Raw genomic sequence first — 21,593 nt, 5'->3', positions numbered from 1 at the left:
AAGCAGGGCTTATTGCCACACAGTCATTCCGTCTTGGTCCACGGCTTCAGGGATGGATAGAGTCGAAGTCATCGCGATCACCGAGTGATCCGCACACGTAATACGAGGACAGATCCATGCCATTTTCAGATTACAAAACCGCGCTGGTGACCGGCGCTTCTTCCGGGATTGGCGCCGCCGTCGTCGAGCGCCTGTGTCAGGAAGGCGTGCAGGTCCATGCCTTGGCTCGCAGCGCCGACAAGCTGCAAGAAGTGGCGGCTAAAACCGGCTGTATCGCACATGCCATCGATGTCACCGACCTGGCCGGGTTGACCCGTCTGTTCGAAACCCAGCAGTTCGACATTCTGGTAAACAACGCCGGGGTCGATAAACCGGGTTCGATTCTCAAGGCGGACGCCGAAGGCATCGACTTGCTGATCGACGTCAACCTGCGGGCGGTCCTGCACCTGGCGCGCCTGGCGTTGCCGGGGATGGTTGAACGCGACTGCGGCCACATCATCAACATCAGTTCGATTGCTGCCGCGTACAACTTCGGCGGCAACTCCACGTACCACGCGACGAAAGCCGCCGTGAGCATGCTGTCTCGGCAATTGCGCATCGATGCCTTCGGCAAGCGGGTTCGGGTCACCGAGATCTGTCCGGGGCGCGTCGCCACCGACATTTTCGCCCACGTTCACGGCGACTCCGAAGAGACCTACAAGCGCTTCGTCGAAGGTTTCGAGCTGCCACAGGCCAAGGACATCGCCGACGCCATCGCGTTTGCCATTGCCGCGCCGATTGCGGTCAACGTCGGGCACATGGAAATCACCCCGACCCTGCAAGTGCCCGGCGGTCTTTCCACGGCTCGCCCGCAGGATTATCAGGGCTGAGATTTTCCCTGCAACGGACGCCCCCAGAAGAACGGATCAATCCGTCATGCGGTACCCACGTCATGGCTCGCCAGACGCATTTTATTTCTGCCCTAGCCCAATGCCCGTAGGGATTGACCATGAAGCATGACTTCGATTTGGCCGCGGTTCTGCAAGGCGAATATGCCGAGCTGATCGTCAAGGGCATCGAAACAACTCTGCAGCTGGCGCTGTTCGCCTGGCTGTTGGCGATGGCCCTCGCGCTGTTGCTGGTGACCGTGCGCCTGACGGGCAACAAGCTCGCCGATCGTCTGGTGGCGGGTTACGTGTCCTATCACCGCAACGTGCCGACGCTGGTGCAATTGATGCTTTGGTACTTCGGTGTGCCGACGCTGCTGAGCGAATCCACTCAGCTGTGGCTGGCGAACTACAGCACTGAATACCTGTTCTCGGTGATTGCCTTGGGTTTGTGTCAGGCGGCGTATTTTTGTGAAGACATCCGCAGTGGCCTGCGCGCCATACCGGCTGGGCAGACCGAAGCGTCCCGAGCGCTGGGGCTGGGTTATGTGCGTTCGATGCGCTACGTGATCCTGCCGCAAGGCGTGCGTAATTGCCTGCCATCGCTGATTAACCACACGGTGCTGTTGTTCAAGAACACCAGCCTGGCCATGGCCATCGGGGTGGTGGAACTGACCTACGTCACCCGCGAAGTCGAGAACTACACCTTCCGCACGTTCGAGTCCTACCTGGTCGCCACGGTGTTCTACCTGGTCTTTTCACTGCTGTTGATGGGGCTCGGCGCGCTGTTGGCGCGACGCTTCAACAAAGCGCTGGCGAGGTAGACGAGCATGTTCGATCTCTTCTCGATTGTGCAAAACAACTGGACGCTGTTTCTGATCGGCCAGTACCCGCACGGCCCGCTGGGTGGTTTGGCCAGCACCTTGATTCTGGCGGCGCTGTCGCTGTTGTTGGCATTCCCGTTTGGTTTGCTGCTGGCGCTGGCTCGGGTTTCGCCGTGGAAGGGCCTGCGTTGGGCGGCCACGGTCTGGGTGTACGTGCTGCGGGGTATTCCGCTGCTGATGGTGATTTTCTGGACCTACTTCTTGGTGCCATTGCTGATCGGCCACAACATCACCGGGTTCGTCACCATGCTCTGCACATTGGTGATCTACCAGAGCGCCTACCTGTGCGAAATCATTCGTGGCGGCATCCAGGCGTTACCGCCGGGTCAGTACGAAGCGTCCCGCGCACTCGGCCTCGGTTACCTGCGCACGACGATCTGGGTGATCTTGCCACAAGCGCTCTACAACGCGATGCCCAGCCTGATCAGCCAGTTCATCTCGATCATCAAGGAAACCTCGCTGGGCTATGTGATCAATGTCCAGGAAGTGACCTTCGCTGCCAACCAGGTCAATAACCAGTTACTGACCAAGCCGTTTCAGGTGTTTTTTATCCTGGCGATCATCTACTACCTGCTCTGTTTTGGCCTGACCCATCTGGCCGGCTGGGTGGAGCGCCGTATCGCTCGCAAGCGTCTGGGCAACGGCGGTCCGGCCCTGGCTGCCGACCCCTTGCTGGCCATCGATAATTGAAGAGGGTTGCGTCCATGCATCCAATGATCATGTTTTCTAACATCAACAAATGGTACGGCGAGTACCACGCACTGACCGACATCACCGCCGAGGTGAAACCCGGTGAAGTGGTGGTGTTGTGCGGCCCGTCAGGGTCCGGCAAGTCGACGTTGATCCGCACGGTCAATCGCCTGGAAGACATTCAGAAAGGCCAGATCCTGTTCGACGGCCAGGACGTCCACGGCACCGATGCTCATATCAACCGACTGCGCAGCCGGGTGGGTTTTGTGTTCCAGAGTTTCAACCTGTTTCCGCACCTGTCAGTGCTGGAAAACATCACCCTGGCGCCGAGCAAAATCCGCAACCTGAAAGGTTCGGCTGCCAAACAACAGGCCATGCAATTGCTGGATCGGGTCGGGCTGGCCCACAAGGCCGGGGCCTATCCGGCGCAGTTGTCCGGCGGTCAACAGCAGCGGGTGGCAATCGCCCGGGCGCTGGCGATGGAGCCGCCAGTGATGTTGTTCGATGAACCCACCAGTGCGCTGGACCCGGAAATGGTCGGCGAAGTGCTGAGTGTGATGAAAGGCTTGGCCAAGGAGGGCATGACCATGATGTGCGTGACCCACGAGATGAACTTTGCCCGTGAAGTCGCCGACACCATCTGGTTTATGGACGCGGGTCAGATTCTGGAAAAGAGCACGCCCGAGAGCTTCTTCAATCAGCCCGCGCACCCGCGCGCGCAACGCTTTATCGCCGACCTGCGGGCTCATTGAGCCGCAGCGGTTTTGGTTGCTCTGCCATTCGACTTTCCCATCCCCGGAGTTTTTCCATGCGTATGAAGCATCTGTTAGTCACGCTGGCGTTAGGTCCTTTGGCTGTTGCGGTCGCCCAGGCCGATCAATTGAGCGACATCATGGCCAAGCAGTCATTGAGCTGCGGTGTCTACGCCGACGTGCCGCCGTTCTCGGCGCCTGATCCGAAAACCCGCGAACTGGTGGGCATGGACGTCGATTTGTGCAAGGCCCTGGCCAAGACCATGGGCGTTGAACTGGAGCTCAAGCCGCTGTCGGTGGAAGCACGGATTCCTGAGGTGAAAATGGGGCGCGTCGATGTGATCTTCGCCAACCTGGCCTACACCAAGACCCGCGCCGAACAGATCCAGTTCAGCGATCCGTACTACATCGCCAAGGAAACCCTGGTGGTGCGCGCGGTCAACGCCGATCAACCGAAAAGCTTCTTCAAGGACAAACGCATCAGCTCCACCAAAGGCTCGACGTCCGAGCAGTCGATCCGTATCGCCGGGGCCACGCCGGTAACATTCCAGGACACCGGCTCGGCCTACATGGCCTTGCAGCAAAACAAGGTCGTGGGCCTGGTGACCAACACCATGACCGCGTTGAAACTGGTCGGTCAGGCCAAGGAAAGTGGTGTCGAACTGGCACTGGCCAAGGAGCCGATGGCGCTGGAACCGATTGGCGCGGGCATGCGCCGGGATGAGCCAGCGTTTCTGGCCAAGGTCAACGAATCGCTGGCGTCGATGGAAAAAGCCGGGGAGATCGATGCGATCTGGGACCGCTGGATTGGCCCGAACACAGCCTACAAAATGGTGCGTGAGGACAAAGTGCAGAGCCTTAGCGACTTGAAGTTCGATCCCTTGCCTTGAGCGTGGTGAGTTGTTGCGCGGAAATCTTCTTGAACGATGAGTTGTCCACTTGAAAACTCAATCCCGATGAATGTCCGTTATGTGGTCTAGCTAGAAAATTTGACTAATCCCTGCGCATCGGGGAAGGCCGGAATCTGATAAGGGTTCCGGTTTTTTTATGCCCCTCCATTAGCCTTCGAGAATCTTCCTCTGATTAAGCTCAACGATTTGTGATCGGCATAGCTTTTATTCGAGCGCAGAGATAGCCAGGAAAATCCCGGATAGTTTGGAAAAAACTGCGTAGTACCGATACGTTGGAATGCCGATTAGAAGCCGTCAAAGATATTTTTTGAATGTTGCTGCGGAGATCGCCATTGTCACTCCAAGTAACACGGCGCAAGGCAAAAACACAGCCATAGGGTTAAGCGAAAAGGGGATAGATAAGTAAATGATCCAGGGCACGACTAACAGTGGCACCACTGCTCGCTTGACGCGGTGATAAACAAAGCTGCTTTCCCGTCCAGCGCCAAACTTGCGTAGGTCGCGGCGCATCAAGCCATCGACAAAACCGGTGAACGAAGCCAACAAAAATAGTGGTGTGGACAGGATCAGAACGGTTAGGCGCACCACAAAGGTAAAAGTCACAAACACCGCCGCCAGCATGAAATCCTCAATACTCACGTAGAGCTGATTGGTCCAGCTCCAGAAGCCGTTGTGCTGGCTCGGCACTCGCGACTGCTGGGCAAAATCTGCAAAGCCAGTCTTGACCAGCAGCCACTGATTGAGGACATCCAGCCACTGGACAATCGTTGGCCTAGGCTGTTGGATGAGAAGTGAAGATTTGAAGTGCTCGCCGAGCCAGCCTAACTCCTTGGTTAGCATGGCCTGACTATGTCGCCAGCCCTGATCACCCCAGAACAGCAGCAGGCCGACGAACTCGATGAGGATCGAGAATAACAACGAGGCAATCAGCAAACCGATGATGCGCAGGACCAGGCTGATCGCCGAGATTATCAGCCCTGGGCGCTGGATGGGTTGTGGCGGCGTGTTCTGGGCGGTAGTCGCCATAGTTCACTCCATTGCGTGCTGCAGAGCTGATGTGGGCACGACGCCTTCTGGATCGGTTTTTACTGAATCGAAACCTGTGGCGGGGCGGGCTACCCGACCTGATCCAGATCGAAGTTAGTTGTTGGCCCGCCACCGCTGGCAGTCCACCATTGCCCCGCCTGCGCGTTATAGGCCGCCCGCATTCGCTCGGTGAGCTCCTGCAGGTCTTTGGGCATGGCATCGTCATTGGAGGGTTTTGGCAAAGGCATACGAACTTTCCAGAGCTGCCCCCCCGCCTGGAAGGAGAACATTTGCCCCTTGGGCAAACTGACGATGTGAGCCGGTTCGATCAACGGCACGCTGGTGCTACTGATGCGGTCCTGCGAGGAGGACGTGAAGTCCGTGTTGGCCTCCGGATCGGAGGTGTCGGTGGCGCCCGAGACCAGGGTTTTGGTCAGCACGTTAACCTTGGGCAACTGCTGGGTGAGCAGTTCTGCGGTCGCAGTTTCGCGCACCCGCAGCATCTGCAGGGTGTTGAAGTTACCAATAACCTGGCCAGCTTTGGCGCGGTTGCCGATACGTGCTTCGATATCGCTGAGGGTCTGGGTGTAGGCGGTTACCTGGATACCGGCACCGCCCCCCTTATTGATCAGCGGGATGAATTCATCGCCCATCAACTCGTTGAACTCGTCGGCGTGCAGGTTGATCGGTAACTTGACGCTGCTCCTGCCCGATGCGGGCAGGCCATGGTCGATGCCATGTTTGTAGATGTGCCCCGCGACCGAGACCAAATCGGCGAACATGGAGTTGCCCACAGCGGCAGCCACCTCGGCGTCGGTCAGTGCATCCAGGCCGATGTAGACGATGCCGCGTTTTCGGATGATCTGCATCCAGTCGAAGATCGGCCGCGGGTCATTCAGGTCGGTGTAGTTGGGGGCCAGCAGTTGGGCGGTCTTGCCGGTGGTGAGTTTCTCCAGCAGCGGCAGTAGCGAGGCAACGATTTTGTCGAAGTAAGTACGGTCATATCGTACCGCCGAACGCAGTCCGTCCATTACCGGATCAAATACCCGCTTCACCGCTAGGTACTGCTCGATGGCCACCACACGCTTTTCGCGCCCGATCATATGCCGGGGAATGTTCTTCTCGGTGAGCTTGCCTTCAAGCTGGACGATCACTTCCCACGCCTTCGGGTCGGTCTTGGCGAAAAACTGCTGGGCGTATTCGATAAACAGTGCGTCGATGTTGACCACATGTCGCTGGATCTGCAGGTAGTCTGGGCGCCGGCCCAACTCGATCAAAGCCCGGGCAATGATATTGACGAAGCGCCAGGCGAACTCACGAAAGGCCGCAGAATTACCTTCACCACTGAGCTGTCCGGCGATGCGCGACGCCACTTCCGAAATACGTCCGAAACGTCCCACGGCGTTGTAGCGCGCGGAGATCTCCGGCCAGCCCAGATGGAAAACATAGACCTCCTTTTCTCGACCAGCGCGTTTGGCTTCAACGTACATCCGTTTGAGCAAGTCGGCATCGCCCTTCGGATCGAAGACGATGACCACCTCGTGTTCGACGCGGTGAATGTCCTGGGTGATGTACACCTCGGCAAGTCGCGTCTTGCCGACACGGGTCGTGCCGAGCACCAGGGTGTGTCCGACCCGTTCGCCCAGCGGCAGACTGACTTCCGTTTCGTCGGGCTCGACCCCATGCAACAGCGGCGAGCCACCGACCGGGGGCAAAGGGCGCAACGGATTGAAGGCACTGTCCCAGGCGGTGATACGGGCCAATGTAGAGAGCGGAAACGGTGCATGCTCCAAGCGCCGTTCGAGTCCACGGGCCAGGCGGTAACGGGTCGGTTGGTCGACATAGTGAGCGACCGCCGGATCCTGAGCCTCGACCAAGCGCTGGGTGTGCAGGCGGGTCCAGCGAAAGCCGCGCCCCATGAACAGACGTTTGCGGCTGACCGGAATCTGTCGGCTGGTCAGTTCGTAGCGGGGCAGCCGACGGATATTGCGCCGATAGCGCAGCACCTCCCAGGCTTGTCGCAGCCGGATCAGGCCGAACAAGGAATAGGCCAGCGCGGCAACCAGACCGATCTCGGGTGACAGGGCCACCGCCCAGGGTGAGTACACGCACAGCACCGCGGCCGCGATGCAGATCGCTACGGTGTACAGCTCCACCGCTGGCCGGAGCTTGGATTCCATCGCATGCTCGGCCATGACCTGGACTCACTGTTCCAGTGAGGTGGCGGTGATCAAGACGGGGTAGTGCTCAATCTGCAGACGGGTGGCGATGTCGTTGCCGTTGACCGGCAAAATGGTGATGCCCGGAACGGCTGCTCGAATCCGGGCCAGGGCTTCAGTATCGGTCACTTCGACGGCGAGGCCAGCCGCGCCCATTTCCTCCAGTTCAGCCGCACGTTGACGCAGCCAAGCCAGTGATTGGGGATCCTCACCGACCAGGAAAAATGGCCGCAAGCCCGGCATGCTCAGGGAGCGAGACGTGATCTGGCCGGGGCTTAAGTGAGAGCTGCGGACGGGCAGTATCCAGGTTTCATCGGCAAACGTGGACAGGTCAGCGGGCACGGCCCGGTCAGCCTGAACTCTGTTATTTATGGGCAGGCACGTGGCTTGGAAACAGGGTTGGGTGACGTCGCCGGCCGGATCCCCGGCTTCGGTCAGTTTCGGCTGGGCGAAAGGTGCCAAGAGCAGGATGAAATAGCAGGTAAGGGGTATTCGTTTCATGGCGGTGTGCCCTGTTCGAAGGAGACCAGCAACCGCTCGAGTTGCCGGGAAAAACCGGCGCGATAACGCGCGGCCGGCGTTCCTCCTGCCGGGCGGTGATAGCGTCCGGCAGCTGACACCCAATCACCGGTGGCGGCGTGATGCTCCTTCAACAGCGTGGCGGTCACGGCGAGGTTTCGGTAGGGGTCGAGGGCTTCGCAGGGGCTGGAAAAACGTTGTCCGTGATAACCCAGGTTGGTTTGGCCGAGTCCGGCATCGACCCGCTTGGCGTCATGTCGGGCGAGGGCCTGAAGCAAGGCGTGACAGGCGGCCTGGCGAGTGGCGAAGCGGTAGGGTGTTCCGGCGATGTTCAGGGTCCACGGCCAGGGCAGCAGTCGACCACGGACGCGGATACCACTCTCCTGCAGGGCAATCGCGAACAGCACTGTAGAAGGGATGTCGGCGTCATGCGCCGCCAATTGGTAGGCCGGAGGCGAAAGTTCGTCAGCCTGGACGGGGAGCACCGTCAGCAGGAGCGCAATACCGCTCAGTCTTGGCGCTGCCATTGTCCATTCACCTGCTGGAACGTGGCGGGCAATGGTGCCGGGGCCCCCAGACTGAACCAGCGGCCACGGTCAGGGTTCAGCGTGATCTTCCGGCGTTGAACCATGACCGGATCGATGTCCGCTTGCCGAGCCCAGCTACGGACGCGTTCATCCTCGCCTTGGCTGCCCACCAGGTAGATATCGAACGCCGTGTCACTGCTTTGCAGACGCTGTGCTTCGGCGGTGCACGCTGGGCAGTGGTCCTCCACAAACAGGGCTTGGCGCGGCACGACCGATGAGCTGACGGGGGACGGGGATGTCATGCCCTGGATCGGCAGCAGCCCGGGAAACAGCTTGGCCCAGGCCGCGGTGTAAGCGTTTTGGTAGGCCAACTCGCGCTCGGCGCGTTTGGCTTCCAGCGCTACTTGTAATTCGGCATAGCGCTGGCGTTCCTGGTCGGTCTGGGCCTCGACCCCGAGTGCGGTCAACGGATCGAGGTTCGGGCTCCAGAAACCGCGCGGGCCGGCTTGGATCTGTTCGAAGCGCCTCCACTCCTGCTCAGTCAGACCCCAGATCGCAGCCTGTTCAGAGTCAGAGCGCCCCAGGGGAATGGATTGCGTGTCCTGGATCCGTGACTGTGTCGTGACGGGGGTGCCAATCGCCGCGCCCGTGGTCAGTAGCGAAACGAGACAGACGACGGCGGGCAGTAGCGCTCTGTTCATGATAGCTTCTCAAGGGAGTTGCACGGTCAGGTCTGGCTGAGCGGCCACCGCGAAGATGGCTGAGTTCGGCTCCAGCACTTTCAGGCTCCAGGCTCCGAGCTGCTCGCCGCTATGTAACAGCCGAACATCCATGAGGGAGCGACTGTCATGAGGTGCGACCGCCAGAAAGCGCTCACCACCGCGGGATTCGATACTCAACACTGAGAACGGTGGCGAGATCGGGGCGGGTTTTGGGCGAGCCGTCTTTTTCGGCTTGGTCGCGGATGAAGTCGGCGGTGGGGGTGATGGCTTGGTCTTGAGGTCCAGGAGCTGCTGCTCGACGTGCTCAAGGCGTGCGCGCAGCGCTGTCATGTCTACCTCGGTGGCACGGGCTGCCAGACCATCGCGCAGTTCCTGTATCTCTTGCGCCCATTGATCCAACATCGGATCGAGGGTATTGGCCTGTTGCTCACCGGAATCGACCATCTGCTTCAGGTCTTTCAGCGCGTACTGCAGTTTTTCCTGTGCATCCTTGAGGGCGCTTGAATCACGTTGCAGGGTGTCCAGGGTTTGTCGGTATTGCGTGTTCGTGCTCTGTAGCTCAGCCATGCGTTGATACTGGTTATACAAACCACCGCTCAGCCCGGAGACCGCTAGGAAAAGTAAGCCGATAATGAGGGTTTGAAACGTCGAGGCTTTCATGGGCGTGCCTCCGACTGAATGGGCGAGACGGGTGTGATAAGCGCGACGCCGGCATCCGTTTTCTGCTGTTCGAAGCAGACCGAACGGCTGACTTCATCGGTCGTGAGTTGCCACGCGGGGCCAGCCAGCAGTTGTAGTGCGCTGTGTAAAGGGATTGGGCCAAGCCGGTAATGGGCTGCGGGCAGGGGCCGGGTAAAGAGCACCTTTACTGACGCGGTAACGGGGCAAAGCGTATAGCCCGAGCGCAGCAGCACGTAGTGCAACGCATCCTGCACCGAAGGACTCACGCTGGACGGGATGCTCACGTCAATGATTTGGGCGAGAAGATCGCGTTGTTCCGTAGTGGGTTCGGTGCTGACCAGCGTATAACGGCCATAGCGGAGTTCTGCCGGATGGCTTTCTTCGACTGTGCTTCTCGAGCGTTGGACCCGATTGGAGCCACTGTCGATCGCTGGATGGGGCGGCAATGTATTGGGGATTTGCGCGGTGCAGGCGTTCAACAAACCCAGCAGGCAGACAGGCGTGAAAAAACGCTCCATGGAGAATACCTCATGTCAGATTCAGTGCAGAACCTGACATGAGGTGAAGGAGCGATTCAGTGAGAAAGTTGATTCAAGGTGGGTCGTGTTAACGCTGAACACGTTGCTATTCATCGAAAATGGCGAGCCCATCCAAGATGGTAGCGTCGGGGTCGAAGATCAACAATCGCACATCCGCCAATGCCGCCAAATACAGTACGTTGACCAAGGCTTCCGGTGTGCCTGCGTCGAGTTGTTCTTGTCTCAAGTTCGAATAACGATTGCTCTCAATGTTCAGCAAGTTCTCGTCCGTCCATGGCGTGCCGATCAGTTTGCAACCGATCCCGTTGTAATCCGGCAACGCGAACAGCTCGAACAAGAGGCCGGTTTGCCTCAGCGCGGAGTCACTGACCCACTCCTCCAGACACAGCATCGTTTCTTCAGGAAGGTGTGCGGTACTGATTTCCCAGGCTCGACTGTAGTGTCCCGTTTCGAAGCTCAAACTATGGACCATGGCTTGGGCTTCTTCTAGGGAGTGCAGGTCGCCGACGTGATGCCGCTCGTTGAGCACTTCGCCCATCACGGCGTAAATCACTTGGCGCACCAGGCCGGTGGAGTGGCAGCGTTCATCCAAATCATCCGGAATGAATTGGCCTTCGCTGATCAAGGCGAAATCGTCATTGAACAGGCAGGGGAACAGCTGCAGCTCATCGTCGGGCAGATGGGCCTGTGAGTCGTGTACGGGGCGAAAGCAGGGAGGGCAGTCGTCTTCGTAGGTGATCAGTAGCAGTCGTTCGATATGCAGGTTGTCGTAGCCGCGAACAAATGGGTTGAATGCCGCCAGCAGTGCTGGGGCGCGGGTGGTGGGGTTCATGAGGGTTCTCCAGAATGAAAATGAACAAGGCGCCCGAAGACGCCTGTGAGGGTTAAAGCCAGCCATGTTCGGCCAGGGAAAGCGGACGACCTTCACCGACGATGAAGTGGTCCAGTACGCGCACTTCGATCAAGGCCAAGGCCTCCTTTAACCGTGCGGTCAAGAGGCGATCTGCCTGGCTGGGTTCCGTACACCCTGAGGGGTGGTTGTGAACCAAAATGACAGCGCCCGCGTTATAAGCCATGGATCTCTTAATGACCTGTCGGGGGTAAACGCTGGCGCCATCAATGCTGCCGTGAAAGAGGACTTCGAACGCCAGCACCCGGTGCTTGGTATCGAGAAAAATCACACCGAAAACTTCATGCTCTTGTTGTGCAAGGATTGAAGTCGGCACTGATGGGCATCAACCGCACCAGCGCAAGATGAATACCGGCGATGCGTTTCTCGATTTCATCCGTCGTGTAGTAGAGCGATAACGTGCTGTGGTCCTCATAAGCCGCAGCGAACAGGCAGTCGTCGCAAAGCCAGAAGGACTCCATGTCGGTTCTCCTGTGCGGATTGAAGAAAAGGCGCTCGATGGAGCGCCTTGATGTGGAACATCGTGGACTGTTCAGGCGGACTGAACGGTACGGGTGGCATCACGGCGGGCCGTGCGGGGAGTGGGTGGAGAGTCAGGTTCAATCCGAGTCTCTTTTGGGTTGTCGATCTCCTCAACTTCGGCATCAGCCGATGGTGGGGATGACTCACTGGTGGGCGCTTGCTCAGCAGGTGCTGTTGCTTCCTGCCTGGCGGGCGCTTTGTACTCGAACGTGCCGTCGACCTTGATCCAGTCGATGAATAGCAAACGACCTTTCAGGCTGGCGCCTGGTTGACCTTGTCTAGCGCCTTTCTCGTAGAGAAACGGATCGATCCACAGGTCGCCAATACGGAACGACAGCAAGACCTTTTTCTCGGCCTCGACGGCGTCCATGTAGAAACGAATCAAGCGTTCAGCTTCACCCCCCGCGACTTTGCAGTCGAAGCGGGTGTACTCCACCGCATCGGTGGCGCCGTGCAGGGCTGCGATATCGCAGGCCATGAAGGGTTGGCCGCGGCGAACTTGGACTTCACGAACACGGTTGAGGTAGCCGATACCGACGGTGTGCAGGTTGAAGTAAGTGGTGGCTTCTTGGGATTGGTTGGCGTAGGCCATGGTGGTTCTCCTGTTTCAAGGAAAAACGGCGACGCACAGCCCCTGACGGGGAAGTGAGCCTCCGTCAGGGTGGGTAAAGTGAAGGCAAGCGATGAGCGACTCGCCACCGGCAAGCCAATGACGATCAGAACAATGCGTCTGGGGAAATAGCGGTGCAGTAGAGGAACGTCTGCGGTGGTGATCCGCAGGCATGGGGTAGTGGGCATTCATCACCGCTGAAGCGGCAACCGCGCGAGCTTCCGAACGCTGATCGCACTTGGGTGAACCACCACGAACGTGGCGTAGCCTTGAAGGTTCAAGCTACCTGGGCTGGGCTGTCGACGACAGCGAACCACGCCCTTTGTATAAGCCTGTCAAAGGGGAGCGTCAAGACGCTGCCACCCGTTTTTTTAAGGCCGGAATACGGTGGCAGTCACTGGATTGAAGAAAGTGAAGAGTGGGCCTGGCGGGGTGCCAGGCGTGGAAGAGAAAAGCCACCTCTGGCGGTCCTCCGCAGTCGACAAGCGCCTCGCAACACTTGGTTGAACTGCGCCATGATTCGCCAACCGACCCTTGTCGTGGCCTGGGTCGGAACCTGCTGGCACGCATCCGCGCACAAAGGGTGCCCAGTGTTTCCCCGGTGGGCTCCGGGGCTGAATACGATCGCCGGAGCGGATGACCGCTATTGCCTGGCAGAGGCAACAGTGGTCATCCGCCACCACGATCTGGTCGAGCACAAAACGGGAACGAAATCCCGCAGAAGAGAAGGCTCCGAACTCTAAGAGTCCGACCGAACTGCCCGGAGCGAATCGGTCTTGGGTCGCCGTTGGCGATGATCTTGAGGCACTACAGCAGAGCGGGTGGGGCGGCGTCAAGGCAGAGAGCGCCCCCCTCCGCGGCCTTATATCAAATGCGAGCGAATGAGCTTACTTGTTGGCGAGATGAGCGGCCAATTGTTCGACGGTAGCCAGGATAAAGGCGCGGTCGCTTTCTTTCAGTCCACTCAGCAGACCCGCGATCATCTGACCCTGGTCATGGGGGCGATTGCTCGACGCCGTCAGCAGTTCATCCATCCGACAGTCGAAAATGTCCGCCAGTTGCATCAGCTTGACCACGGAAAGCTCCACCACACCGCGTTCCAGGCGCGAGATGGCTTCGCTACCGATCCCCAGGCGTTCAGCCACCTCTTCCTGGGTCAGATTACGCTCGGTCCGGTGCTTCGAGATCATGCGCCCGATTTGGGCTTGGGTTGGATGTTTATGTGCCAAGTGATGAGTTCTCCAGTTCAACCCGAATGGTTGAGCAAAGACCCATTGACATGAACATCCTTAACGGTCGAGTATCGCCTTGTTAGGTTGATACATTGACTGAAATCGCTAAGTATCGCGACGTGGGTTTTATTCCTCCTGGAATCAGAGTCCAGGGTGGCCAGTGTGAATGTACGGTCTGATAGGGCCAAGCTGAGGAAAGGTTGAGCATGGAAGAGGAGAGCAAGAACGTCATGGATCTGGTCTGGGATCGAACACTGGAACTGTTTATCAGGATTCATGATTGCCCTGATAACCCCGAGCACTTCGACAGCCTTGTCCATTGGCTCAACGAAAATCCTGCTCACCTGAAAGCGTTCAACGAACTGGGGCAGATATGGATTTCGACAGGCATCGCCCTGGCTCGTGAAATCGGACAACCGCTAAGCGACTTGGAGAGGGATCAGCCGCCGCTGATGATGCACTGACCCGTACATCGCCCCCATACTCATGTTGATCTCCAATGGCGTGTCAGGGGCGACGCGTACCTTTGCTGATCGGCACAGTGCCCTTGCAGTCCGGGTAGTGAGAGCACGACCAGAATGGCCCTGATTTTCCCTTTCGCCTGAGCATTGAGGCGTTGCAAATGGGGCAGGTCGGACCGGTTTCGACCGGTAACGCCAAGGTGAGCGTTCCGCAGTGTTCGACTAATTGCGCAATCCAACTCGCCTGCTTGGCGACGAATTCATCCAGAGTCAGACGTCCTGCTTCGATTTCGTCCAGGGCCTGCTCCCAGATCGCGGTCATACCCGGATCTGCGATTGCAGCGGGTACCGCCTCGATCAGGGTATGGGCCGCCGCGGAGGCCATCAAGGCGCGTTTTTTCTTCAGCAAATAACCGCGATCAATCAATCCCTTGATGATGCCGGCTCGCGTGGCTTCGGTACCGATACCGGTGGTGTCCCGAAGTTTCTGTTTCAGGCGGGGGTCGTTGACCAGTTTGGCCACGTTTTTCATCGCCTTGATCAGATCGCCCTCGGTGAGCGGTTTGGGAGCGGCGGTGCGCATGGACTTGAGTTCGACGTCGTCCACTGCGCATCGCGTGCCCTGTTGTAAGACGGGTAAGACTTGGGATTTTTGACTGGGCTCATCGTCCTCGGTGTTTTCGTAGAGCAAGCCTTTCCAACCTTGGACCAGGATCTGTTTGCCAACAGCGGTCAATCGCTCTTCACCACACTGCAGTTCAACCTGGGTCCGATCAAACTCATGATGCGGCAGAAATTGCGCGAGGTAATGGCTGCGAATCAGTTCGTAGACTTGGCGCTCTTGCTCAGACATTCGCACAAGGTTCGCTGGCTCGGTGGTGGGGATGATGGCGTGGTGCGCGGTGACCTTGGCATCGTTCCATGCACGGGAACGTAATGACCGATCGAGTTTTTCAAATTCGGGCTGTAGCGCGGGATCCGTTTTGAGCAGGGCATCGAGTACCGCGGGTACCTCATCGAACATACTCGCTGGCAAATAGCGGCAATCGCTGCGCGGGTAGGTGGTGGCTTTGTAAGTTTCATACAGGGCTTGGGCGATGTTCAGGACTTCCTGAGCGCCAAGCCCCAGCTTGCGCGAGCAGACTTCCTGCAATGTGCTCAGGTCGAAGGGCAGGGGCGGCGCTTCTCGGAAATGCTCCGTCTGCAGCGAGAGTACTGTGGCGGTCTTACTGCCCGTGATTGTTTGGACCACCTGACGGGCAAGCGCCTGTTGCAGGCAACGACCGGCTTCATCTTGTCCTGAGCGTGATGGTTGCCACGACGCGATGAATGGTTGTCCCATTGAGGACAGGTGCACCTCCACGTCCCAGTAGGGCACCGAGACGAAGCTGGCAATCGCACGATCCCGATCGACCACCAGACGTAAAGTGGGTGTCTGGACGCGTCCAACCGACAGTACGCCATCGTAGCCCGCCCGCCGACCGAGGAGGGTAAACAAGCGACTCAGGTTCATGCCGATCAGCCAGTCGGCGCGGCTGCGGGCGAGGGCTGAGTGGTAGAGCGGGAAGGTCTCCTGGCCGGGCTTCAGCGAGGACAGTGCTTTGCGAATCGACGCCTCGTTGAGTGCGGACAACCAGAGGCGCTGAACAGGGCCTCGATACTGGCAAAGCTCCAGTAACTCGCGGGCAATCATTTCACCTTCGCGGTCGGCGTCGGTGGCAATGACGACGGTGGTGGCTTCATTGAGCAGGCGCTTGATGACGTTGAATTGTGCCGCGGTCTTGGGTTTGACCTCGACCTGCCACTGCGCGGGAATGATCGGTAGATGATCCAACGACCAACTCTTGAATAGTTCACCATAAGCTTCAGGCGGTGCTGTCTCCAGCAGATGGCCGATACACCAGGTGACGATTGAGTCGGTGCCGATCAGGCAACCATCACCACGCCGAGTGACCCCAAGTACCTTGGCGATGTCCCGACCCTGGGACGGTTTCTCGCAGAGGAAGAGGCGCATAGACCTGCTCCGGATTGAGTTCGGAGCAGCGTGGTTGGAAACAGCAGTGGCGAGATATGAGAAACCTGAATGGCAGGTTCCTCATATTAGTCGGTGAGGGCAGCCTTGAATGGGCCGAGGCCACTACCTTTTTGTAGCGTGGGCAATAGGGTGGGACTTCACGAGCAGCGAGTAATAATTGGCCAGCAACTTCGCGCAAAGGGGCAATTTTTATGCGTGAAGTCTGTCAGGCCATAGGTGGTTGCCCTCTGCGTTTCTTGGGTTTCGACGCAGGTGAACCGGCCTGCTCTGTATTTTGAGATGCCGTCGGTTCACTGGAGCGCTCCCGCATGAGCACGCTGTGCACCCGGTGAGGCAGGATGCCGACTCGACGGGCCTCGATCTTGAAGGTCACTCGCGCATTGTCTTCGCCGTCCTCCCACTCATCGCGTACGGTGCGGCCTTCGACCAGCACGCGCATGCCTTTCTGGTACAGCGTGCTCCAGTGTTCAGCCTCGCGGTGCCAGAGCTCAACCGGCGCCCAATAGCCGCCTCGATCTTCATAGCTGCCTTCGCGTGGCACGGGGTTGTCGAAGTACACATTCAGCCGTAGCAAACGCCGTGGCTCGTCATTGCCTGAGGCGAACTCCTGGAACTCTGGCGCACTGCCGATATTGCCTTCGCCGACGAAAAAAGTGCTCATCCTGATACCTCCACTGCGGGTGTGAACTGGCGCAGTAGCCGTTCGGCACTGGCCATTTTGATCGCACAGGTCGAGGCCTGGCGGTAGAGCGAATGCACCACGCTCATCTGCAGGTTCAGTGCAATACGCTCGCATTCGAAACGGTGCAATCCCTCGCGTACGGTCTGCGGCAGGGTTTTTCTGCTCATCTGGCGTTCCCAGACTGCAATCCCCATACGGGCGAAGTCACGGCTGCGCCAACGCAAAAAGGCGCTGCCCGCGCTGGTGTTCTGCAGCACCAATCGAATATCCAGCAGTGAGTACGGGGGCTGTCCGGCCTGCTGCACCACAGCCTCCATCAGATGACATAACTGCGCCTCGATTTCCCTCGCCACCTGCGCCAGGTGCTCCAACTCCCCCTTACCCTTAAAGGGCTTTAAAAGGCCTTTTAGGGAGGCAGCGTGTTCGAGCTGTCGATAGGCATCCGGTGTCAACGCTTCGAAGGACATTGGTTGAGCCGGGATCATGGGATTCATGCTTCGTCCTCCGGCTCATCCACTGTCGCAGATGGCTCTCCCGTTTCCTCTGCCAACGCGTCAGGGTCATCCACTGTCACAGCGCCCCGACGAATGATCGGCGGCGCGAACTGGGAGCGGCGATGCCCCTCAAGGATGTCCATGGGGGGCAACCCCAATTTATCGATGGCCGCAATGGCACGGGCATTGTTCGCCGCCATGTCATCGCGTGTGACGCTGGCATGCCGATAGCGTTGCGCCTGGCCGAACAGACTGCGCAGCAGATGGGCACCGTCATCGATCCAGGCCTCCATATCCCTGCGGCCGATCAAAGCGGTGTGATGGGCCAATAGGGTCCGGCGCACCAGGGTGTCGTAGTCGGTCAGCAGGTAGACCGCCAGAAAACCCAGCTGACTGCCGATGTACAACGGCAAGGTGACGGGGTGGATGTTGAGGTTGTCGCCCATGTCGATTTGTGTCGGCAGGTCCTGCCTGATCCGATCCAGTTGCTGAGTCAGTTCCAGCATTCCAGCTTTGGCCTGCATCAGTTTTTCTTCGAGTTGCACGATGGCCCAGTCGGCATAGGGATCGTCCTGGGCGGCGGTTTGTTTGATCAGGTTGGTGACACTGATGTAGCCGGCCATGCCCATGATCGAGTGGACGCCTTCGCGTGCGGTCCGGCCTTGCCAGATACGGGCAGCGTGGTGGGTGTGCAGGGTCAGGGTGATGCTGCTGCGCAATGAGCCCAGGTTGAGTTGGTAGTGATCGGCCACGGTGTTGTCCTCGCATCGGCTTGGACGGGAACGTTGTGACAGATGATCGTCAAGAGCAGCCAAAAAGCTGAATGCGGTCTGTTCGGTTTGGTGTGAGGGTTAATTTCGGAGACGTTCGTGAGTGACGCCAGTGGCATCATTTCCAGGGATGGCGTTGGCCGTACCGGTCGGACTGCGCAGGTTCGGCCCTTTGCGGTCTCACTGTAGAACTCAGTAGATTTGATGCCACTGGCATCAAATCTACTGACGTCCAGGGCGTTTGCCGCGCAGTTGGCGCAGCTCATTCAGGCACGCTTGGGCGAGGGCGGAGGCGGGTTCGCCCTGTTGTCGGGACGGGCGTGCGGGTGCTGTTGGGGGCGGGTCTGCAATGGGGGAGTGTTCTGTCTGACCTGCCCAAGGACGAAAATCACCGTTCAGTGCGCGCTGGATCAGGCCCATCAGATAGGCCGCGGGTTTTCGGATACCTCCTGCCGTACAGCGTGCACCCGCTTCGTTGAGCACCGCCTGACGATCCGCAGGTTTGAGCTTGTTCAGCGCCACGGCGACGGCCTGACGCTCGCTTGGGCTCAGGTGCAGCGGATCGGGCCAGTGCAGGTTATCCACCGCTGGGGTCGCGCGCGGTACAGTACAAGTACTTTCTTTTAATACAGTACAGGCGGCGTTCGATTCCGAACGGTGCCGGAAATAGGGGCGTTCAAGCCCGGTTCGGAATCCGAACGAAGTTCCACACGATTCCGAACGCGGTGATTTTTGCCCAGTTCGGAATCGTGCACGGAGGCATCGGTGGCCAGATCCAATCCCTGCTGCGTCCAGTGTTCGCCCCAGCTGTCGAACCGTGTCGGTAACTGACCCTGATCGATATGGGTGTCTTGGCGAATTTCTTCCAAAACGTGCTGGGCGACAATCCGCACAGCTTTGGTCGCATGACCGAGGGTATGTCCGACCAGTTCCAGGTAAGTCTGATCCAGCTCCATGGCTTCGGCGGGAGTTAACGGCTCATCGTGTAGGACGTACAGAGAGCCTTGAAGACGTCCGCTGAGTGAATCGCGTCCGCGACTCACCAAACTGAGCCAGCGCGTCAGTCTGAGCATGGTCAAGACGCGAGCGATGGTTTCACGGGAGGCTGACGCACCGTAAGGCACACTCGACAGGTAAGGCTGCAGATCCTCATAGCGCGGCGTGACCACACCCTGGCCTTGCAGCATGAGCCGAAACACTTGCCAGGCATTCCGTTCCAACGGCGTCAGCCGACTATCCAACAGCAGGCGACGCGGTACGACTTCGAGTGATTGGCCACTGAACAGAAAGCCAGCCTGTAGGGCCTGGTTGGAGGGTGGTTCGGTGGTAGGGCGTGCGGGCCAACGTTCACTCAACTGCTGGGTGCATTGCTGCAGGACACGCTGCCAGCGGCTGGAAGGGGCAGTGTTCATGTTCCGTTGCTGTACTGGTCAATCTGCTGCCAGACGATGGTCAAGCTGATCTGTTGCTCCTCCGCCAGCATCATCATGGCATCGAGCTGATCCTCGGTACCGTCCTGCGTACGTAGCTGGCACCATCGCTGCCAGAGCGCATGTTCCTGCGCTTCGCTCAAATGCTGAGGGCGACCCTTTCGGGTTTCTATCTTGAGCAGACGTCGGCGCAGAGCGGTTTCCGAATGCGCCAAGCCGAAGCATTGGTACATGATGGTGCTGCTGGCACCGAGCTTGAGCGCCCGGTTGATCAAGCGTTCGATCTGCTCGTCGCGTTCGGCTTGCTCGATCAACCGATGCAGCACCGGCGAGTCAATCTTGACCTCAACCCAGGGGACGGTGGCATGGGCCAGGCGTGACAGCGTGGTGGGTGGTAAGGATTGCAATAGGTAGATATCGTCCTCACTCAGTCCGAGTGCCTTACAGCGTTGTAGATTACCCAGGCGCAGCTCATGCAGCACCTGGGTCAGCATGGCTTGGTTGAGCACATTGAAGGACAGGCTCATGGCAGCTCCTTCGGTGAGTTGTCTTCAGGGGTAAGCGTTAAGTCGATCAGGCGACGGGCCAGGCGAATGAGGCGATACAGTTTGAGTAACAGACCGTCGGCAGTCGCTCCAGTCCTACGTCCACGGCGGGACGATCTGTCAGTGGGAGTTGGTAGACACCTAGCAATAGCTGGCCGAACAAGGCGGAGGGCAGTTGCTTGCGATCCTCCCAGTTCACCTCGTCTTGAGCGCGCAGCAGGGCCAGGAGCAGAAGGTGAACGCCGGTCGAGCGAGGTGTCGCAAGATCTACCCGCTCCATATCTAGGGCAAAACCCAATCCATGCGACTGATCGATGATGCTCTCGGGATGTCCGGCATCGGCCTCCATTTCCCGCGCCAGTCCGGCGATGGTTGAACGCAGTTGTTCGGGGCTATCCAGTGTGGGTGCGATGGTCCAGATGTCGTCGATCGCGCAGGCCTCGACTGTCGGTGCGGCTTCAGTGGCAGTGTCGCGCTCGATTTGTTCGCGAATCTGTTGAACGCGTGACGGAGGGCTGACCGCTAATACGGCATTGGTCTCAGGCGGTGTGAGCGGTTCCTCTCGCGCTGTTTCGATCTGGGTCCTGGTCTCAGTTGATTGGAGACGGGACTCGGAGGAGGGAGGTCCAGGCGCGGCTCCATCAACGCTCGGCAGAGGGCTGTTCTCCGAGGGCGTGGTGACGACGTCGCCAGGCGTCGAGATGACCCGTTGGGTATCGCTCAGCTCCAGGGCCAGCATACGGTAGGACTGTCCGAGTAAGCGGCTCATGCGCTCGAGCAGTTCATCCTGGATCTGCTCAAGATCGAAGGATTCAGGGTCGGTATCGAAGGAGCCCAGGGTGTCGAGCCAAAACTCGGTGAACGCAATGGTGGCGGTTGGATAACGATTCCAGGTTCGTTCAGCTTGACTACGCAGACTGATCAGGCGTTCGATCTGGGGCTTACCCAATCCGGCATACAGGGTTTGTGGAATGGCGGGCAGTAAGTGTTCAAGGGTGTCGAGCATCCGGCTGATGTGCGACTGCGAAATCGGGTAGCCTCCAGCGGCAAGACGTCGTGCCAACTCACGTTGCGAGAGCACAGCGCCATCTGGTTCGAGCATGGTTTTGAGTTTGGCTACCGCCAGCGCACGTTCGATGAAGGTGAGTTGGCCGTGCAGATCGCTTTCGGCCAGATGGCCGAGTAGGGCGGTGAGTTCATTGCTCCAAGGTCGGAACAGGCAATGAATTCGGAAGAAGCGCTCGTCGCGGGTTTCCTGCCACAGCTCGCCGAGAATCGCCAAGCGCGTATTACCGCCGTTGCGGATGATGAAATAGGTTTCTCCCGGGCGGCGGGTTATCGGCGGTGGTTGATCCAGCCCGCGTTCACGGATCGAGGCCTTGATATCGTCATACAGCGGATTACGGATGAAGCGCGGGTTGTGTTCGTAAGGCCGCAACTGTTCCAGAGTGACCAGCATCGGCGTATCAGTGAGTGGGTCGGATAGCCGCTCCAGCTCTGGACCCCGAGGGAAGTGGTCCTGGTGCAGCTTGTCGGTGATTTCCTCCTGACTGAGCTTCTTCATCG

General features: G+C 58.8%; 22 protein-coding genes and 3 pseudogenes. 6 read left to right on the top strand and 19 right to left on the bottom strand.

The features are described 5' to 3' along the window. The first annotated feature begins 116 nt into the window (after positions 1–116). The 5 genes from IQK56_RS10565 (at position 117) to IQK56_RS10545 (ending at position 4,082) form a co-directional block, all read left to right on the top strand. Positions 117–869 carry an SDR family oxidoreductase gene (locus IQK56_RS10565; RefSeq protein WP_193901673.1) on the top strand — a complete coding sequence of 251 codons (753 nt, stop codon included), beginning with the start codon at positions 117–119 and terminating at the stop codon, positions 867–869. A 119-nt stretch (positions 870–988) separates the two neighbouring features. Continuing rightward, positions 989–1,690, top strand: a complete 702-nt coding sequence (locus tag IQK56_RS10560; protein ID WP_193864040.1) for an amino acid ABC transporter permease — start codon at positions 989–991, stop codon at positions 1,688–1,690. A gap of 6 nt (positions 1,691–1,696) precedes the next feature. Further along, complete coding sequence (locus IQK56_RS10555; RefSeq protein WP_193864039.1) at positions 1,697–2,440, top strand: amino acid ABC transporter permease; 744 nt, start codon at positions 1,697–1,699, stop codon at positions 2,438–2,440. Between the two features lie 23 nt (positions 2,441–2,463). Further along, a complete protein-coding gene (locus tag IQK56_RS10550; protein ID WP_193901681.1) occupies positions 2,464–3,192 on the top strand; it encodes an amino acid ABC transporter ATP-binding protein in 729 nt (242 codons plus the stop codon). A gap of 56 nt (positions 3,193–3,248) precedes the next feature. Beyond that, positions 3,249–4,082 carry an ABC transporter substrate-binding protein gene (locus tag IQK56_RS10545; protein WP_193862405.1) on the top strand — a complete coding sequence of 278 codons (834 nt, stop codon included), beginning with the start codon at positions 3,249–3,251 and terminating at the stop codon, positions 4,080–4,082. Between the two features lie 315 nt (positions 4,083–4,397). Here IQK56_RS10545 and IQK56_RS10540 read toward each other — a convergent pair whose 3' ends face one another. The 12 genes and pseudogenes from IQK56_RS10540 to IQK56_RS10485 all read right to left on the bottom strand — a co-directional run bounded on the left by IQK56_RS10540 (position 4,398) and on the right by IQK56_RS10485 (position 13,607). Then, a complete protein-coding gene (locus IQK56_RS10540) occupies positions 4,398–5,129 on the bottom strand; it encodes a TIGR03747 family integrating conjugative element membrane protein (RefSeq protein ID WP_193862404.1) in 732 nt (243 codons plus the stop codon). 89 nt (positions 5,130–5,218) lie between these two features. Then, complete coding sequence (traD, locus tag IQK56_RS10535; protein WP_193862403.1) at positions 5,219–7,324, bottom strand: type IV conjugative transfer system coupling protein TraD; 2,106 nt, start codon at positions 7,322–7,324, stop codon at positions 5,219–5,221. A 9-nt stretch (positions 7,325–7,333) separates the two neighbouring features. Then, entirely contained in the window at positions 7,334–7,849 is a 516-nt protein-coding gene (locus IQK56_RS10530; RefSeq protein WP_193862402.1) for an integrating conjugative element protein, read from the bottom strand. Next, positions 7,846–8,394: a lysozyme family protein gene (locus tag IQK56_RS10525; protein ID WP_193862401.1), complete on the bottom strand. Its 549-nt coding sequence runs from the start codon at positions 8,392–8,394 to the stop codon at positions 7,846–7,848. The genes IQK56_RS10530 and IQK56_RS10525 overlap by 4 nt, the downstream gene beginning before the upstream one ends. Next, positions 8,376–9,095, bottom strand: coding sequence for a TIGR03759 family integrating conjugative element protein (locus tag IQK56_RS10520; protein ID WP_193862400.1), 720 nt, complete (start codon positions 9,093–9,095; stop codon positions 8,376–8,378). Before IQK56_RS10520 ends, IQK56_RS10525 begins: the two co-directional genes overlap by 19 nt. A 9-nt stretch (positions 9,096–9,104) precedes the next feature. Then, positions 9,105–9,776, bottom strand: coding sequence for a chemotaxis protein (locus IQK56_RS10515; protein WP_193862399.1), 672 nt, complete (start codon positions 9,774–9,776; stop codon positions 9,105–9,107). Then, positions 9,773–10,315: a PFGI-1 class ICE element type IV pilus protein PilL2 gene (pilL2, locus tag IQK56_RS10510; RefSeq protein WP_193862398.1), complete on the bottom strand. Its 543-nt coding sequence runs from the start codon at positions 10,313–10,315 to the stop codon at positions 9,773–9,775. The genes IQK56_RS10515 and pilL2 overlap by 4 nt, the downstream gene beginning before the upstream one ends. Positions 10,316–10,421: 106 nt before the next feature. Further along, positions 10,422–11,168, bottom strand: a complete 747-nt coding sequence (locus tag IQK56_RS10505; RefSeq protein WP_193862397.1) for a DUF5983 family protein — start codon at positions 11,166–11,168, stop codon at positions 10,422–10,424. 52 nt (positions 11,169–11,220) lie between these two features. After that, a pseudogene (locus tag IQK56_RS10500) lies at positions 11,221–11,547 on the bottom strand (JAB domain-containing protein); the annotation flags it as partial. Beyond that, entirely contained in the window at positions 11,528–11,707 is a 180-nt protein-coding gene (locus IQK56_RS10495) for a hypothetical protein (protein WP_193862408.1), read from the bottom strand. The gene IQK56_RS10495 and the pseudogene IQK56_RS10500, both read right to left, overlap by 20 nt. A gap of 71 nt (positions 11,708–11,778) precedes the next feature. Next, the gene (locus IQK56_RS10490) at positions 11,779–12,360 is read right to left on the bottom strand and encodes an STY4534 family ICE replication protein (protein ID WP_193862396.1); all 582 of its coding nucleotides are present in this window, start codon (positions 12,358–12,360) and stop codon (positions 11,779–11,781) included. Positions 12,361–13,265: 905 nt separating this feature from the next. Continuing rightward, the gene (locus IQK56_RS10485; RefSeq protein ID WP_193862395.1) at positions 13,266–13,607 is read right to left on the bottom strand and encodes a helix-turn-helix domain-containing protein; all 342 of its coding nucleotides are present in this window, start codon (positions 13,605–13,607) and stop codon (positions 13,266–13,268) included. 209 nt (positions 13,608–13,816) lie between these two features. Between IQK56_RS10485 and IQK56_RS10480 the strand changes: the two genes are divergently transcribed. Next, a complete protein-coding gene (locus tag IQK56_RS10480) occupies positions 13,817–14,074 on the top strand; it encodes a hypothetical protein (RefSeq protein ID WP_193862394.1) in 258 nt (85 codons plus the stop codon). Between the two features lie 43 nt (positions 14,075–14,117). Here IQK56_RS10480 and IQK56_RS10475 read toward each other — a convergent pair whose 3' ends face one another. The 7 genes and pseudogenes from IQK56_RS10475 to IQK56_RS10445 all read right to left on the bottom strand — a co-directional run bounded on the left by IQK56_RS10475 (position 14,118) and on the right by IQK56_RS10445 (position 21,591). Then, positions 14,118–16,085: a DNA topoisomerase III gene (locus IQK56_RS10475; protein ID WP_193862393.1), complete on the bottom strand. Its 1,968-nt coding sequence runs from the start codon at positions 16,083–16,085 to the stop codon at positions 14,118–14,120. Between the two features lie 226 nt (positions 16,086–16,311). Next, positions 16,312–16,767, bottom strand: coding sequence for a single-stranded DNA-binding protein (locus IQK56_RS10470; protein ID WP_193862392.1), 456 nt, complete (start codon positions 16,765–16,767; stop codon positions 16,312–16,314). Beyond that, positions 16,764–17,282 carry a DUF3158 family protein gene (locus IQK56_RS10465; protein ID WP_193862391.1) on the bottom strand — a complete coding sequence of 173 codons (519 nt, stop codon included), beginning with the start codon at positions 17,280–17,282 and terminating at the stop codon, positions 16,764–16,766. Before IQK56_RS10465 ends, IQK56_RS10470 begins: the two co-directional genes overlap by 4 nt. Next, positions 17,279–18,034, bottom strand: a complete 756-nt coding sequence (locus IQK56_RS10460; RefSeq protein WP_193862390.1) for a PFL_4669 family integrating conjugative element protein — start codon at positions 18,032–18,034, stop codon at positions 17,279–17,281. Before IQK56_RS10460 ends, IQK56_RS10465 begins: the two co-directional genes overlap by 4 nt. Before the next feature lie 240 nt (positions 18,035–18,274). Further along, positions 18,275–19,464, bottom strand: a pseudogene (locus IQK56_RS10455) (STY4528 family pathogenicity island replication protein). After that, on the bottom strand, positions 19,461–20,009 hold the full coding sequence (locus IQK56_RS10450; protein ID WP_193862388.1) for a DUF2857 domain-containing protein: 549 nt from the start codon (positions 20,007–20,009) through the stop codon (positions 19,461–19,463). The pseudogene IQK56_RS10455 and the gene IQK56_RS10450 overlap by 4 nt, the downstream one beginning before the upstream one ends. Continuing rightward, positions 20,006–21,591, bottom strand: a pseudogene (locus tag IQK56_RS10445) (ParB family protein). The gene IQK56_RS10450 and the pseudogene IQK56_RS10445 overlap by 4 nt, the downstream one beginning before the upstream one ends. Positions 21,592–21,593 lie beyond the last annotated feature (2 nt).

Source organism: Pseudomonas cyclaminis (assembly GCF_015163715.1).
GTDB lineage: Bacteria > Pseudomonadota > Gammaproteobacteria > Pseudomonadales > Pseudomonadaceae > Aquipseudomonas > Aquipseudomonas cyclaminis.
Note: the sequence above shows the minus strand (reverse complement) of the source record. Positions and strands in the feature narration are given on the sequence as shown.